The 16,433-nt window shown below is 36.7% G+C and carries 10 protein-coding genes; 9 read left to right on the top strand and 1 reads right to left on the bottom strand.

The features are described from left to right. Positions 1–25 precede the first annotated feature (25 nt). The 8 genes from ABEG11_RS17180 to ABEG11_RS17145 all read left to right on the top strand — a co-directional run bounded on the left by ABEG11_RS17180 (position 26) and on the right by ABEG11_RS17145 (position 12,651). Positions 26–1,093, top strand: a complete 1,068-nt coding sequence (locus ABEG11_RS17180; RefSeq protein WP_348825415.1) for a glycoside hydrolase family 16 protein — start codon at positions 26–28, stop codon at positions 1,091–1,093. Between the two features lie 164 nt (positions 1,094–1,257). After that, the gene (locus tag ABEG11_RS17175) at positions 1,258–2,712 is read left to right on the top strand and encodes a glycoside hydrolase family 30 protein (RefSeq protein ID WP_348825414.1); all 1,455 of its coding nucleotides are present in this window, start codon (positions 1,258–1,260) and stop codon (positions 2,710–2,712) included. A 39-nt stretch (positions 2,713–2,751) separates the two neighbouring features. Continuing rightward, positions 2,752–4,209, top strand: a complete 1,458-nt coding sequence (locus ABEG11_RS17170) for a glycoside hydrolase family 30 protein (protein WP_348825413.1) — start codon at positions 2,752–2,754, stop codon at positions 4,207–4,209. A 206-nt stretch (positions 4,210–4,415) separates the two neighbouring features. Further along, positions 4,416–6,329 (top strand): cellulase family glycosylhydrolase, encoded by a 1,914-nt coding sequence (locus ABEG11_RS17165; protein ID WP_348825412.1) that lies wholly within the window; start codon positions 4,416–4,418, stop codon positions 6,327–6,329. Positions 6,330–6,331: 2 nt separating this feature from the next. Continuing rightward, a complete protein-coding gene (locus tag ABEG11_RS17160; RefSeq protein ID WP_348825411.1) occupies positions 6,332–8,065 on the top strand; it encodes a cellulase family glycosylhydrolase in 1,734 nt (577 codons plus the stop codon). Positions 8,066–8,134: 69 nt separating this feature from the next. Continuing rightward, positions 8,135–9,499, top strand: coding sequence for an ADP-ribosylglycohydrolase family protein (locus ABEG11_RS17155; RefSeq protein ID WP_348825410.1), 1,365 nt, complete (start codon positions 8,135–8,137; stop codon positions 9,497–9,499). A 10-nt stretch (positions 9,500–9,509) separates the two neighbouring features. Next, positions 9,510–11,729: a glycoside hydrolase family 3 N-terminal domain-containing protein gene (locus ABEG11_RS17150; RefSeq protein ID WP_348825409.1), complete on the top strand. Its 2,220-nt coding sequence runs from the start codon at positions 9,510–9,512 to the stop codon at positions 11,727–11,729. Positions 11,730–11,733: 4 nt separating this feature from the next. Beyond that, positions 11,734–12,651 (top strand): sialate O-acetylesterase, encoded by a 918-nt coding sequence (locus ABEG11_RS17145; protein ID WP_348825408.1) that lies wholly within the window; start codon positions 11,734–11,736, stop codon positions 12,649–12,651. A 285-nt stretch (positions 12,652–12,936) separates the two neighbouring features. On the opposite strand, the gene ABEG11_RS17140 is transcribed toward ABEG11_RS17145, so the two are convergent. Continuing rightward, positions 12,937–15,267 carry a glycoside hydrolase family 3 C-terminal domain-containing protein gene (locus ABEG11_RS17140; protein ID WP_348825407.1) on the bottom strand — a complete coding sequence of 777 codons (2,331 nt, stop codon included), beginning with the start codon at positions 15,265–15,267 and terminating at the stop codon, positions 12,937–12,939. A 268-nt stretch (positions 15,268–15,535) separates the two neighbouring features. Here ABEG11_RS17140 and ABEG11_RS17135 point away from each other — a divergent pair, with 268 nt between their 5' ends. Next, positions 15,536–16,321 carry an NUDIX hydrolase gene (locus tag ABEG11_RS17135; RefSeq protein WP_348825406.1) on the top strand — a complete coding sequence of 262 codons (786 nt, stop codon included), beginning with the start codon at positions 15,536–15,538 and terminating at the stop codon, positions 16,319–16,321. Positions 16,322–16,433: the final 112 nt, after the last annotated feature.

The following is a 16,433-nucleotide window of genomic DNA, read 5'->3' as shown; positions in this document are numbered from 1 at the left end:
AATGTTTTTAGCAAACAATAAAAAAATGAAAAAATATCTTTCTAGAATTACTTTGATAATGGCACTGAACTGCCTTCTTTTAATTTCCTGCAGTAGTTCGAACTCTGACGAATCAGTGGTTGAAAGCCAGGCACCAAAAGATCTAAAAGTTACAGCAGCTATTGTTGGAGCTAATGTCCAAAATCCAAATGGCGACGGAAGCGGTGTAGTTAATTTTAAATTATCTGCAGCAAATGCTACATCATATAAAATTACTCTCGGAAATGGAGAAACAAAGGAAGTAACAAATGGAAGCTTTTCTTATACATATACTGCATCGGGTACTAATACTTATGTGCTATATGTGTCTGCTTACAATGCCGGTAAATTTGTTAGTACGTCACTCTCTATTACCGTTTTGGTAGAGTCCAAGTTAATTTGGGCAGATGAGTTTAATACAGATGGTGCACCTGATCCAACAAAATGGACTTTCCAGATTTGGGATCCTGGACATGTAAATAATGAACTGCAATCCTATACCAATCGCCCCGAAAATACAATTGTGCAAGGCGGTGTTCTGAAAATAAAAGCCATTAGGGAACAATATGGAAAAGGTGACTTTACTTCTGGAAGATTAGAGTCCAATGGAAAATTTGATTTTACTTATGGCAAAGTTGTAATTAGAGCAAAACTGCCTACCGGTGTAGGAACATGGCCTGCAGTATGGATGCTGGGCAGTAATATAGGAACTGCTGGCTGGCCAGCATGTGGCGAAATTGATATTCTAGAGTCTGTTGGTAAAGAGATGAATGTCAATCATTCATCACTGCATTCTCCTGGACGTTCAGGAGCTACTCCAGATACAGGAACTATAAATGTGCCTAATGACAATACCGAATTTCATATTTACACAGCAGATTGGAGAGCCGGTTATATCAAGTTTTATGTAGATGATAAATTATATTACACTTTTATAAATTCAGATAAATTCCCTTTCAACAAAAACTTTTACCTGATTGTGAATCTTGCAATGGGAGGAGTTTGGGGAGGCCCTGTAGATCCAAATTTTACATCTTCAACTCTTGAAGTGGATTACATAAGGGTGTACAATTAAAAAAAGCTTTGGTTAAGTTAAGTTTGGTAGTTATTTCCTTCATTGGCAGCTTCTGTTTTTTTTATTGAGACAGAAGCTCTAGTGAAGATTTACCTTGGCATGCTCTGGCTAAATACCAATTAAACCGTTTCAATATTTTCTGTAACAATCAATTTTAAATAATAATGAAAAAAATACATCAATTAGGCAAACTGTTTTTTCTTATAGCATTTTCTGCCATACACGTCAGCTGTTCATCATCTAATGAAGGCGGAGATTCTTCAACACCAACACCAACACCTGTTGTAAAAAACGAGGTTGATTTTTGGCTTACTACAGGAAACCAGTCTGCACTTTTGAAAAAGCAGACAAACGTTTTGGCTTTTGGAAATAAAGTAAATATCTATTCAAACATTGAAATTAACGATACCCAAAAATATCAATCTGTTGATGGTTTTGGATTTACACTAACTGGAGGCAGTGCACATGTTATCAATCAATTGGTTGCTCAAAAAAAGAAAGACTTATTAAAGGAATTATTTGGTTCTGGTGAAAATTCAATAGGGTTGAGCTACTTAAGGATCAGCATTGGTGCTTCCGATTTGAATGCCGCTCCCTTTACATACGATGACATGCCAGCTGGCCAGACAGATCTTAATTTGGCTAACTTCAGCCTGGCTCCTGATATGACAGACTTGATTCCTCTATTAAAAGAAATTCTGGCAATTAATCCTGCTATTAAAATAATGGCAACTCCTTGGTCTGCTCCTGTTTGGATGAAGGATAATGACAGTTTTAAGGGAGGAAGCTTACAACCCAAATATTATGAGGTATATGCACAATATTTTGTAAAATTCATTCAGAAAATGAAAGCAGAAGGCATTGCAATCGATGCCATTACTCCACAAAACGAGCCTTTACACGGGGGTAACAATCCTAGTATGCTTATGACTGCTTTGCAGCAGGCCGATTTTATAAAGAATAATTTAGGCCCTGCATTTAAAGCAGCTGATATTGCTACTAAGATTATCTCTTATGATCATAATTGCGATAACCCCCAATATCCAATTACGATTTTAAAAGATGCAGCAGCTTACCCTTTTGTAACAGGTTCAGCTTTCCATTTGTATGGAGGCGACATCAGCGCACTTTCAACCGTTCACGAGGCATTCCCGAATAAAGACGTTTATTTTACAGAGCAATATACTTCATCCACAGGTGCTTTTGATGGCGATTTAAAGTGGCAGGTCAAAAATGTAATCATTGGATCAATGCGCAACTGGAGTAAAACTGCTCTGCAGTGGAATCTTGCCAATGATGGTTCTTTTGGGCCTCATACAGATGGTGGATGTAACACTTGCAAAGGAGCAATAACAATAAACAGCACCGAATCAATCAGCCGCAATGTTGGATATTATATTGCAGCTCATGCTTCCAAATTTGTGCCAGCAGGCTCTGTGAGGATTTCGAGTGCGATTGTTGGTAATCTGCAAAATGTAGCTTTCAAGACTCCAGCAGGAAAAAAAGTGCTGTTGGTTGTTAATGATGGCAGTACTACAGAGCTTTTTAATATTAAATATAATGGAAAATGGATTACTACTTCACTAGAAGGGGGAGCGGTAGGAACCTATATTTGGTAATAGCATATCAAAAATAAAACAATTATCATCTTATTGATTATGAAAAAAATAACTACAGCGGTATTTGTACTGGTGTCTTTTTTTGTGCTTGCACAGCCGAAAAATAAAGCAGCTGCAAATTCTTTTTCTGCAAAAGAAAAAACAGTTACAGTATATACCACAGCCGAAAGCACTAATTTGAGATTGTCAAAAACTGATAATCTTAAATTTTCAGAACTGAAACAGCCTGTAGAAACACAGATTTGTGTTTTTGTAAACCCAGATAAAACCTATCAGTCCCTGCTGGGAATTGGCGGAGCAGTAACTGATGCAAGTGCTGAGGTCTTTGCAAAATTATCTAAAGAAAAACAGCAGGAATTCCTAAACGCATATTATAATGCCGAAAATGGAATTGGTTATTCGTTATTGCGGACCACAATCCATAGTTCGGATTTTGCTTCTGGTAGTTATACTTATATAAAAGAAGGCGATACTGAGTTAAAAAGTTTTTCTATCGAGCATGACAGAGAATTTAAAATACCACTGATTAAGAAAGCAACAGAAACAGCAGGTGGAAAAATAATCCTTTATGCAAGTCCCTGGAGTCCTCCTCCTTTTATGAAAAGTAATAATAGTATGCTAAAAGGAGGCACATTGCTGCCTGAGTTTTTTCAGCCATGGGCGATGTATTACACAAAATTTGTAAAAGCTTATGAGAAAGAAGGTATGCCTATATGGGGAATTAGTGTGCAGAATGAGCCTATGGCGGTGCAAACTTGGGAATCTTGTGTGTTTACAGCCGAAGCTGAAAGAGATTTTCTGAAAAATTATCTTGGCCCAACTATGAAAAAAGAAGGACTTGGAAACAAAAAAATAATTGTCTGGGATCATAATCGTGATTTGATGCTGCAGCGGGCCAATATCATTTTTAATGATCCCGAAGCTTCAAAGTATGCTTGGGGAATGGGATTCCATTGGTATGAAACATGGGCAGGCGGTAAGCAGATGTTTGAAAATGTAGCAAAAGTTCATGAAGCGTTTCCTGATAAAAACTTAATGTTTACCGAAGGATGTATCGAGAAATTTGATGCTGATAAATACCAGTTCTGGGACAATGGTGAACGTTATGGATCATCGATGATACATGATTTTAATAACGGAACTGTGGGCTGGACAGACTGGAATATACTTTTGGACGAAAAAGGAGGCCCTAATCATGTAGGAAACTTTTGTTTTGCACCCATCCATGCCGATACTAAAACAGGAGAATTAATTTATACACCATCTTATTATTATATAGGACATTTTTCTAAATTTATCCGTCCTGAAGCCAAAAGAGTAAGTTCTGCAGTAAGCAGAAGCAGTCTGCTGAGCACTTCATTTTTGAATAAAGATGGAAAAATGATAACCGTTGTAATGAATCAAAGCGATACAGCAGTCACTTATAATTTATGTATTGGGAATCAGGTTGCTGAAACTACAATACTGCCTAATGCAATACAAACATTGGTGTATTAAATCTAAGTAATAGTAATATAAGTTGTAGCAACTGCTGTATAATATGCGATTGTATTTACTTAAAAAACAGCTGTTATTATTATTGTAATAGGACATGCTTATGAAGTTACTTTACGTAATGGATAAGTGTATCTGATCTTTTATAGTATTCAATTTTTTGCATAATAACTTTATTAACCTGTTATTAACAACCTAAACCAAAAAACATGAAAAACCACAAACCAACATGTAAGCAAATCATTTATTATATGATCCTGTTATTCGTCTCAGCACAGTTACATGCTCAAAGACTTACAGTTTCAAACACCGGGGCAAAAATATTAAAAGATGGAAACCCAATTACACTGAGAGGGGTAAATTTTGGAAACTGGCTTGTTTGGGAAGGATATATGATGAATATTGAACCAGGTAAAGATATTCGCCGTGAAAAATCTCCAACACAGATAAGAGGAATCTTTAAAGAGTTATTAGGAAATGACGAAGCAAAACTAGTGAACTTTGAAAATAATTGGAGAAATTCATATATTACAAATGCAGATTTTGCTCAAGCAAAAGCACTAGGGTATAATGTTATTAGAATACCCTTTCCTTACAATATTTTTTGGAATTCAGCTACTGGAACGGTCAAAAATGATGGATTTTTTTGGCTTGACAAGGCAGTTACATGGGCGAAAAATAATAATATCCACGTGGTACTCTGCTTACATACTGCTCCAGGTTACCAAAGTACAGGTTACACTTGTGACAATCCAGATGGCAGAATACCTAATTTTTGGAATGATTGGAATAATGTAGAGATCGCATCAACTATTTGGAGAGCTATAGCTGAACATTATCAAAATTATTCAGGTAACGAGTGGATTGCGGGCTATGATCTGCTCAATGAACCAGAGTTAGATGAACAAGCAAAGAAACCTCTTTTGATGGCTTCTTATAAACGAATGACTCAAAGAATCAGAGAAAAAGATTCGAATCACCTTATTTTTGCACAGGGTAATTATTATTCATGGGATTTTTATGATATGCTGGAACGATGGGATCCTAATCTGGTTTTTGAAAACCATTACTACGGTCCTCAAGGTCAAGCAGACCCAAACCCTGATTTGAATTTAATAAAAGGACAGGGTGCAACATATAATATTCCTATATGGACTGGTGAGTTTGGAGAAAATACTTTGGATTGGATCCGTGATGCCAGAATAGACTATGACGCTGCCAACGTTGGCTGGGCATTTTGGGCTTGGAAAAGAGAATACACAAATCGATCTATTTATACCTACCCAGGTACTCCAAAATGGGATGCTATTACTAATTATATTAAATGGGGAGGTGCTAAGCCGAGCGTAGCTGATGCGGTAACGGCTACTAATGAAATTTGCAGCAAAGTATTATTAAGCAGTTGTAATTTGGTTACTGAATTACAAGATAGGCTTAGGCCCTTGGCTCCTGTAGGTAAAATCATTTCGCTTCAGAACACTAAATACGTTTCTTCAAATAACAGTGTAGGAGTGGTAACAGCAAATAGAGATTCTGCACAAGGCTGGGAGAAATTTACTGTAGTTAATGCAGGTGATAACAAAATTGCACTAAAAGACAATAATGGTAAATATTTTAATTCGCAAAATGGTATTTCGCCTATTACATCTAGCAGCACTGCTGTAAATGGATGGGAAGCTTTTGAGTGGGTCAATATAGGAGGGCAAATTGCTCTAAAAGGCTTTAATGGAAAATTTGTTAGTTCAGAAGGAGGTTCATCTTCAGGTATGACTTGTAATAGAGAAACTGTATCAGGGTGGGAATCATTTAGTTGTATGGAATTAACGGCAAAATCTTCAGCTGTTACAAAAGCAGCTATTGCAGATACTCAATTAATTGTTAGGGACTTTACGGTTTATCCGAATCCTGTTTCTGATAAATTGAGTTTTAGTGTTCCAGAAGGGTTTACCAAATACACAGCACAAATCTTTGATCTTGCAGGAAAACAATATTCAATCACAACAATAGATTCAAATGATACAACAAATTCAGTTGATGCAAATAATTTGCCTGATGGAGTTTATATTTTGCGTTTAAACAATAGCATTGAAGTTAAATCGGGAATGATTATTAAGAAAAATTAAATATGAAAAAAAAACTTTTATTACTCATTATTCTCCTTATTTCAGTTTTCAGCTCTTTCTCACAAGGCTTTCTGCACAGAGACGGTCAGAATATTGTAGACGGTAACAATAAAAATATTGTTTTGCGCGGTTTAGGACTTGGAGGCTGGATGGTACAGGAAGGCTACATGATCCAGACAGGTGCTTTTGCAGGTCCTCAATACAAAATCAAGCAGAAAATTACCGATTTAATTGGCGCAAAAGATACTGAAGAATTTTACAAAGCATATAAAGCCAACGGAATTACAAAGAGAGACATTGACTCATTGGCTGCCTGGGGGTTTAATTCCATCCGTTTGCCAATGCATTACAATCTATACACGCCAGCTATTGAACTGGAAAAAGATGGTAAAATAACTTGGCTGGAAGAAGGTTTCAAGATGACAGATGATTTATTGAATTGGTGTGCTGCCAACAAAATATATTTAATTCTAGACTTGCATGCAACTCCTGGAGGACAAGGGAAAGATGCTGCAATATCCGACTATGATGATTCAAAACCATCACTTTGGGAGAGTGCTGCAAATCAGGATAAAATGGTAGCACTTTGGGAAAAACTAGCCCAGCGCTATAAAGACAATCCTTGGATAGGAGGCTACGATATTATCAATGAGCCAAACTGGAATTTCACGGGAACCAATCAAAACGGCTGTGATGAAACTTCTAACGCCCCTTTGAGATCGCTGCAAGTCAGAATAACAGACGCAATAAGAGCTGTTGACAAAAATCATTTAATTATTATTGAAGGAAATTGCTGGGGCAATAATTACAATGGGATATTTCCGCTTTGGGATGAGAATATGGCGCTGAGCTTTCACAAATACTGGAATACAAATGATACAGCTTCTATACAGACGATGTTAAATTATAGAACGCAATATAATGTACCAATCTGGTTAGGCGAAAGCGGAGAAAATTCGAATGTATGGTTTGAAGAAGCTATTTCATTAATGGAGGCTAATAACATTGGCTGGGCTTTTTGGCCAATGAAGAAAATTGAAAATTTAGCAGGAGTTACTTCGGTTACTAAGCCTGCAGGTTATGACCAGCTATTGGAGTATTGGAAAAACGGAGGTACAAAACCAAGTGCAGCTTTTTCTAAAAAAGTATTGCTCCAAGCTGCCGAGAATTATAAAATGGAGCATTTGACTCTTAGGCGTGATGTGGTTGATGCTATGTTCAGACAAGTGCAGACAAATGATACCAAAAAATATAAAAATCACTCTCTGCCAGGAACTGTATTCGCAACCGAATTTGATTTAGGCCAAAATGGATATGCTTATTCGGATAATGACGTTGCTAATTATGATGGGACAAAATTTACCCAATGGAACAAAGGCGGCAAGATGCGAAACGATGGTGTAGATATTGAAGCCTGTACAGATAAAAAAACTAATGGCTTCAGTGTTTCTTTTATTGAAGATAAAGAATGGCTGCAATTTACTGTTGCAGTAAAAAAAGAAGGCAGTTTTGATGTTGATGTTCGATATTCTAACGAAAAAGCGGGCGGTAAACTCTATCTGGAGCAGGACAATGTAAAAATATCTGAAACAATTGAACTGCCAGTTTCTGGAGGATTTACAGCTTGGAAAACAGTTACTTTAAAAAATATTAATCTTAAGCAGGGCATAAATAAAATTCGTGTTCATTTTGAAGGTGGAAACTTTAACCTTAACTTTTTAGAATTTAAAAAATAATTATTTGCCCGCATTTTTTTAATCTATTCCGTTAAATTTTTTTAATTTTAACGGAATAGTAATGGCTATATGAAAAATCTGAAACCAAATTGTTTTATTGTTTTGAAGCTGTTTTTCTTTTGCTATATCGCATTAAGCCAAAACGATTCTAATTTAAAATTAACAGATAAGGATAGTAATCTCGCATATAAGCCTAAAGCTGCGGACAAAATAATTTCTAGAAGCAAGTATAAGGAAAAACTTTATGGTTTTTGGCTAGGTGAATGTATTGCAAATTGGACTGGCCTTGTGACCGAAATGGACAAAATCGGCTCCATAGGAGAACTAAAAACCGGAGCATTTTATACACGTGACGATTGGGGAAAACCAGATCAGCCAAGTATTTGGGGACAAGGAGTTCCTAGTAATTTATCTGCTTCTATTGATTTTGTTTTTGCAGAACCGGGTACTGCCTGGGGCTCAGATGATGACACAGACATAGAATACATCTATCAGGAACTGCTGTACACAAATAAGCAATCTATATTAACAGGTGAGCAGATTCGTTCAGGCTGGCTTAAACATATCAAAAAAGAAGAAGAAAATTTTTTGTGGGTTTCTAATCAGAGAGCTTTCGATTTGATGAATGATGGAAGGATTCCCCCAGCAACAGGAGATCCAAAAAACAATCCGGAATTTGAAATGATAGACGCGCAATTGACAACAGAGATTTTTGGTCTTTTTGCCCCTGCAAGACCAGACATTGCGTTAAAAATGGCCAAACTTCCCATTCAGACTACTGCTAGATTTAATTCTCAATGGATTTCGGAATTTTATGTTTCTATGTATGCATTAGCTTCGGCTGTTGATGAAAGCAAGACGAATAAAGAAAAGATACTCTGGATGGCAGATGTTTCCCGAAAACAGCTTCCTGATGATTCTTATTCAGCCAAAATGTATGACTTCGTAAAAAGCAGCTATCTGTCAAATATACCTTGGGAAAAAACCAGAGATGAGGTATATCAAAGATATCAGGTAGATCAAGCCGACGGTTATAATATGACTTCACAAAATAAATACTGCAATGGCTGTTTTGCGGCGGGTATTAATTTTGCTTCGAGCCTGATCAGCTTGTTTTATGGAGAAGGCAATATAGTCGAAACTATTAAAATAGGAACACTTTCTGGCTGGGATTCCGATAATCCTACAGCAACCTGGGGAGGTCTGCTGGGGTTTATGATAGGAAAAGAAGGAGTCGAAAAAGCCTTTAACCGTAAATTCTCTAACCAATTTAATATTCATAGAACAAGAATCGGGTTTCCTAATAATGGTATTGACACTTTTGAGAATATGGCCGAAAAAGGAATATTTGTTGTAGATAGAGTTGTCCAGGAACAAATGAAGGGCGGTATTGATTTAAAAAACGAAATATGGTTTATACCTGCATTTAAATAAAAATAGTAAAATGAAAAAATTATTAGCATTCGCGTTCGTATTCGCCTCGGTTTTTGCCTTTTCACAGGAAACGGTAGACCAAAAAGTCGAAACCTTATTAAAGAAAATGACTCTTGAAGAAAAAATAGGACAGCTCAACCAGTACACTGGCGACAATACTGCGACTGGACCTATTACCATTAATGCCAATAAACAAAATGAGATAAAAAAAGGTTTGATTGGTTCGATGCTGAATATTATGGGAACCAAGTATACAAGGCAATATCAGGATCTGGCTATGCAGTCACGATTAAAAATTCCTCTGCTTTTTGGTTTGGATGTAATTCACGGTTACAAAACTACTTTTCCTATTCCGTTGGCAGAAGCGGCCAGCTGGGATCTAGATGCAATGGAACTATCGGCTAGGATTGCCGCAGTAGAGGCTGCAGCCTCTGGAATTCATTGGACATTTGCACCCATGGCTGATATTTCCCGTGATCCTCGCTGGGGGAGAGTGATGGAAGGAGCAGGTGAAGATACTTATTTGGGATCTAAAATTGCATATGCGAGAGTGAAAGGATTTCAGGGTAATTTAGGCGATGTGAATTCTGTTATGGCCTGTGTAAAACATTTTGCAGCTTATGGAGCAGCAGTTGGCGGACGTGACTATAATTCGGTTGACATGAGCAACCGAATGCTTTGGGAAACCTATCTGCCTCCTTATAAATCAGCACTTGATGCGGGAGCGGCTACTTTCATGAATTCATTTAACGACCTTAACGGAATACCTGCTACAGGAAATAGCTATTTATTGAGAGATATCTTGAAAGGAAAATGGAATTTTCAAGGTTTTGTAGTTTCCGATTGGGGTTCGATAGGAGAAATGGTAGCTCACGGATACGCAAAAGACAATAAGGAAGCAGCGCTCTCTGCAATAACAGCAGGAAGCGATATGGATATGGAAAGCAATGCCTATCGCTATAATCTGGAACAATTGGTTAAAGAAAATAAAGTTCCAGTTGCGTTAATCGATGATGCTGTTAAGCGGATTTTGCGCAAGAAGTTTGAATTGGGATTGTTTGATGATCCTTATAAATTCTGCAATCCGGAAAGAGAACAGGCTGCATTAAATAATCCAGAACATACTAAAGCAGCGAGAACAATAGCAGCTAAAAGTATAGTGCTGTTAAAAAATGAAAGAGATGTTCTGCCTCTTTCTAAAGGACTGAAAACAATTGCTTTTATTGGACCAATGGTAAAATCAAAAAGAGATAATCATGGATTCTGGGCAGTAGATGTAAAAGATGTTGACTCTACTTATATTGTATCTCAATGGGAAGGTCTTGTAAATAAAGTTGGCAAGAGAACTAAAATTTTATATGCCAAAGGCTGTGGTGTTGAAGACAAAAGCAAGGAAGGTTTTGCAGATGCCTTGAATGTTGCCAGTCAAGCTGAGGTAATTATTTTGAGTATAGGAGAAAATTTCAATAAAAGCGGTGAAGCCAAAAGCAAGAGCAATCTGCAATTGCCAGGAGTTCAAGTAGAGCTGATCAAAGAACTTCAAAAAACAGGAAAGCCGATTGTTATTTTGATAAATGCAGGAAGACCGCTTATTTTTGATTGGGTTGCCGATAATATGCCAACTATCGTTTACACTTGGTGGCTGGGATCAGAAGCTGGAAATGCTATTGCGGATGTACTTTTTGGAGATTATAATCCATCTGGAAAATTACCAATGACGTTCCCAAGAACCGAAGGACAGATTCCAATTTATTACAATCATTTCAATACAGGAAGACCTGCTGCAAATGAAACTTCTACCAATTATGTATCGGCCTATATTGATTTAAAAAACAGTCCTAAGTTTCCATTCGGTTACGGGCTGAGTTACACTGCTTTTGAGTATTCGGATTTGAAATTGTCCAAAAAAACAATGAAAAGCAATGAATCCATCACCGTTTCGGTAAACATAAAAAACACGGGCAGTGTTCTAGGTGAGGAAGTGGTTCAGCTGTATCTGCGGGATAAAGTTGGCTCTGTAGTGCGTCCAATCAGTGAACTGAAAGACTTTCAGAAAATAACATTGAATCGTGGCGAGACCAAAACAATCCAGTTTGTAATTGACAGCCAAAAACTATCGTTTTACAACAATGCATTGGAATTTGTTGCTGAACCTGGGGATTTTGATTTGATGATTGGCTCATCTTCAGCTGATATAAGGCTTAGGGACAGTTTTGAATTGGTAAAGTAAAAAGATGAAATATATTTTAGTATTTATTTTAACACCCTTTTTACTTTTTGCACAAGCAAAAAAAGATACCATTCGGGTATTTTATTTGGGAGGCCAGTCCAATATGCAAGGATATGGATATGTAAAAGAGCTTCCAGATTCTTTAAACAAAAAGAATAAAAGTGTTTTTATATACCAAGGAAATCCTGTTGGTGATAACGACAAAACAGGTGGCTTAGGCAAATGGGATGTGCTGCAGCCGGGTCACGGAACCGGATTTGCCTCGGATGGAAACAGCAATACACTTTCAGACCGATTTGGAGTTGAGCTTTCGTTTGCCAAAAAGCTGCAGGAATTATATCCAAATCAAAAACTGGCTCTTATAAAATATGCCAGAAATGGATCTTCAATTGATAGTAGCGGTACGGCCTATTTTGGTGCTTGGGAGCCAGATTTTAAAGGAAAAAATCAATACGATTTTTTTTTGAAAACGGTTAGTGTCGCAATGGCTGCAAAGGATATAAATGACGATGGAGTGGAGGATGTCTTGATTCCCAGTGGTATTATCTGGATGCAGGGAGAAAGTGATTCAGACAAAACAGAACAAGTTGCCAATCAGTATTATTTTAATTTAAAAAGATTGATGGAACTTATGCGGGCTGCTTTTAGAAATAATGAATTGCCAATTGTAATAGGAAAAATCTCCGACTCTGGTGATGATAGCGATGGAAAGGTTTGGCGATTTGGTGAATTAGTGCAATACGGTCAAGAAAAATTTGCTGCAACCGAACCCAATGCTGCCATTGTGCGAACTACAAGCAGTTATAAATACTCCGACAGATATCATTATAAAAGCGATGGATATATTGATTTGGGAAAAGAATTTGCAAAAGCAGTTTTTCTTCTGAATACTAAGAAAACTAATAGTAAATTATCTAATTAGAAGGTTTTTACAGTTGCTAACGATTATTGTAAGGCTAAAAAAGCGATACTATTCGAAAGAATTGTATCGCTTTTTTATATAAGTTACCATTGGTTTTTTGCAAAAAGCCTTTTATTTTTTCTTTATAAGAAATAGGGGAGATATGTGGTATTATAAAAGACTTTTTTAGCCAATGGTATATTTGTTTAAAACAGACAATATTTTTTTAAAAAAGAGGCTGCTTAGAATAAAACAGCCTCAGCATTACAACTATAAAATTACTAATTAATTATAGGAGCATATATTTTAGTTGGCATTTGCCTTATTTAAAATAGCCTGCAGATTTTCTTCAGTAAACTTTCCACCTGAAAGCAATATGAATTTACTAATTGGCATATCTGCTAACATTGCCTGCAAAAAGGCTTCTGCTTTTTTCTCTTCATCAGTTACAGCTTTTTTATTTCCGGCAGTGAAACTTTGTGAAAGCTCTTCGTATATATCAGAGCTGTTAGTAGTGTTTTTAAATTCTTTGAACAAAGAATTGCGGGTAAAGACAATTTTTGGTGTTTTGGTAGATTGAATATTGATGGTTTGCTGCAAAGGCAGATCTCTTGATGAAGACCCTGCACGGATATCAAATTTCCCCGATTTTACAGCCCAATCATGAGAAATTGTACTGTAATAAGCAAAATCCCTGGAAGTTAAGTGAAAGGTTACTGTTTTTTCTTCTCCTGCATTTAGAGTTATTTTTTCAAAATGCTTCAGCTCGTTTTCTGGGCGGGATATTTGTGTATCCTGTTCATGAACATATAATTGTACAACCTCTTTGCCAGCTATTTTGCCTGTGTTTTTAACTTTTAATGAAATAATAATATCATCAGTATCTTTTGCGGAAGCGGTATTGGAACTAATGTCCGAGTAACTGAAAGCTGTATAACTCAAGCCATAACCGAAAGGAAAATTTGGCTCGATTTTTCTTTTGTCATAATAGCGGTATCCAATAAATATTCCTTCCCCATAATTTGCATTTCCATCTTTCGAAGGGAAATCTGTTGCAGCAGGAGTATCTTCCAAACGCATCGGAAATGTTTCAGATAATTTCCCTGAAGGATTTACTTTGCCAGTCAGGACATCAGCTATGGCACCGCCACCAGCTTGACCACCCAGATAGGCTTCAACAATTGCAGAAACTTCTTTTTTCCAAGGCATACTGACAGCAGAACCATTCATTAAAACAACGATTGCATTTTTATTGGCTTTAGCAACAGCTTCGATCAATTTATTGTGACCATCTGGCATATCCATATTTTGCCTGTCATAACCTTCGGACTCATAAATATCCGGCAAACCAGCAAAAATTATAACCGTTTCAGCATTTTTTGCATTTTGTATTGCCTCGCTGATCATGGCTTCATTGGTTGAGCCATCTGAGGCGTATCCTGGGGCAAAAGTTAATGAAACCCCTTTTGAAAGTTTTTGTAATTCGTCAAAGGCATTTTCGATCTGAGTAGGATGGACTTGGGAACTTCCGGCGCCTTGATAACGCGGTGTTTTTCCAAATGCGCCGATAACTGCAATTTTTTTGATTGAAGCTGAAAGAGGCAGAATATTATTGTCATTTTTTAGTAAAACAATACATTCGCCACTAACTTCTCTTGCTAATGCATTGTGTTTTGGTTTATCTACTGAAACATTTTTCTTGTGGCTGTCTTTAGCTTTGAGTGTTACAGCAAGTGTTTCGATTACAATTTCGTCTAATCTCGCTTCGGATAAAGTTCCTTTTTTTACAGCTTCGACGATTTTTTTGTTGTTAAAACCGCCACTGGCAGGCATCTCAAGATTTAAACCAGCATCAATACCAAGTGGTCTTTCGTTAACGGCGCCCCAGTCGGAAACAACAAATCCCTTGAATCCCCATTTTTCTTTTAAGACATCATTCAAAAGATATTTATTTTCCGAAGCGTATATACCATTCAGCTTGTTATAGGAACACATTACTGTCCAAGGCTGTGCTTCTTTAACAGCTATTTCAAAAGCAGGAAAGTAAATTTCATTTAAAGTGCGCTCATCTACATTGGAACTATTAGACATTCTCTCAGTTTCTTGATTGTTGGCTGCAAAATGTTTCATTGATGTTCCAACGCCTTGACTTTGTACACCATTTATAAATGCAGCCGCAATTTTGCCAGCTAATATTGGATCTTCAGAAAAATATTCAAAATTACGTCCTCCCAATGGGGATCGTTTCATATTAACACCTGGACCTAATAATATTTGAACGTCATTAGCCTGTGATTCGATAGCCAATGCTTCGCCCATTTTTTTGGCCAAAGCTGGATTCCACGATGATGCCAAAGCAGAGGCCGTAGGAAAACAAGTTGCCGGAACACTATTTGTAAAATCAAAACCAATGGCTTTGCGTAAGCCATGTGGACCATCAGTCATGAAAATTGATGGAATACCAAGTCTTTCTATAGCTTGTGTTGACCATGCAGTTTCTCCTGAACATAAGGAGGCTTTTTCTTCCAGTGTCATCTGCGAAACTAATTGCTTAGCTTTTTCTCTATAATTTATTGTTTGGGCAGCTGCTGATGCTGAAATAAATAACCCAATGCTAAACAGAAATATCTTTTTCATGATTATAAGTGATTGGTTTTTAATGAAATGCTTTGTGTTAATATGACGCAATGTACATTTTATTTTTATATAAAAAGTATTTTTATGAAAAAAAAATGATTTCAGGTCATATTTATGGTAATTTGTCAATATTTTCGGTCGTTTTGTTTGATATGAATTGAAAGATTTTCAAAAAAAATAGCCAGCATTTACTGTTTTGATGCAATCCAGCTGTATAGATGATTTAGTTTATTTTCTAAAACAAAATGTGTTAAATTGCACTCCAATAATGCATATCGCTGCAAACACTTACGGAGCCATGTTAAAAAAACATCTGAAAAACACTGAAGAATATCAGCCTGGATTATCTATTGATTGTGTGATTTTTGGTTTTGATGACAATCAGCTTAAGGTATTGTTAATCAAAACGGGCTATAATGAAAGCTGGTCTTTACCAGGAGGTTTTGTTTCTATCGATGAGGATATTGATGCGGCTGCGGTTAGCATTCTGCAGGGAAGGACTGGGCTAAAAGGTATTTTTTTAAGACAATTTGCAGCATTCGGATCAGTAAATAGAAATCAAGGTCATTTCAGTAATGAGGCTTTAGCTCATTTTGGAATCTCTCCAGCCGAAGAAAAATGGTATACGAGCCGGTTTGTAACTATAGGATATTATGCCTTGGTCAATTTTTCAAAAGCAATTCCGCAGGTTGATAATCCAAGCGAAACGGTAGAGTGGGTGGATCATCATGAAGTTCCCGAATTGATTCTTGATCACCGGGCTATTCTGGATAAAGCATTAGAAACTTTAAGAACCGAACTGAATTTGATGCCTGTAGGCTATAATCTGCTTCCGGAGAAGTTCACTATACCCGAACTTCAAAAATTATACGAAACTATTCTAGGCAGAAGACTTGACCGCCGAAATTTTCTTCGAAAAATTACAGCCATAGGTATATTGACCAAACTCGAAGAAAAAAAGAGCAATGTAGCCCATAAGGCACCAAATTTATACCGTTTTGACAAAGACAAATACGAAGAAGTATTGAAAAATGGTCTTACTCAAGGATGGTAATTGAATTTCAATTTTTAGAACAATTTTAAAAAATTAAGGATCAAGAACAAAACCTGGGGAGGAATGTCAAAATAAAATCAGAAATTTGTAGTCTAAGAATTATATATGACTC

Source organism: Flavobacterium aestuarii (assembly GCF_040049115.1).
Taxonomy (GTDB): domain Bacteria; phylum Bacteroidota; class Bacteroidia; order Flavobacteriales; family Flavobacteriaceae; genus Flavobacterium; species Flavobacterium aestuarii.
The sequence above is the reverse complement of the archived record's forward strand: the minus strand, read 5'-3'. Positions and strand labels throughout refer to the sequence as shown.

Bases quoted from the DNA above. Each gene is read 5' to 3' on its own strand.
- ABEG11_RS17180 (WP_348825415.1), top strand. From the start codon at position 26: ATGAAAAAATATCTTTCTAGAATTACTTTGATAATGGCACTGAACTGC.
- ABEG11_RS17175 (WP_348825414.1), top strand. From the start codon at position 1,258: ATGAAAAAAATACATCAATTAGGCAAACTGTTTTTTCTTATAGCATTT.
- ABEG11_RS17145 (WP_348825408.1), top strand. From the start codon at position 11,734: ATGAAATATATTTTAGTATTTATTTTAACACCCTTTTTACTTTTTGCA.
- ABEG11_RS17150 (WP_348825409.1), top strand. From the start codon at position 9,510: ATGAAAAAATTATTAGCATTCGCGTTCGTATTCGCCTCGGTTTTTGCC.
- ABEG11_RS17140 (WP_348825407.1), bottom strand. From the start codon at position 15,267: ATGAAAAAGATATTTCTGTTTAGCATTGGGTTATTTATTTCAGCATCA.
- ABEG11_RS17170 (WP_348825413.1), top strand. From the start codon at position 2,752: ATGAAAAAAATAACTACAGCGGTATTTGTACTGGTGTCTTTTTTTGTG.
- ABEG11_RS17165 (WP_348825412.1), top strand. From the start codon at position 4,416: ATGAAAAACCACAAACCAACATGTAAGCAAATCATTTATTATATGATC.
- ABEG11_RS17160 (WP_348825411.1), top strand. From the start codon at position 6,332: ATGAAAAAAAAACTTTTATTACTCATTATTCTCCTTATTTCAGTTTTC.
- ABEG11_RS17155 (WP_348825410.1), top strand. From the start codon at position 8,135: ATGAAAAATCTGAAACCAAATTGTTTTATTGTTTTGAAGCTGTTTTTC.
- ABEG11_RS17135 (WP_348825406.1), top strand. From the start codon at position 15,536: ATGCATATCGCTGCAAACACTTACGGAGCCATGTTAAAAAAACATCTG.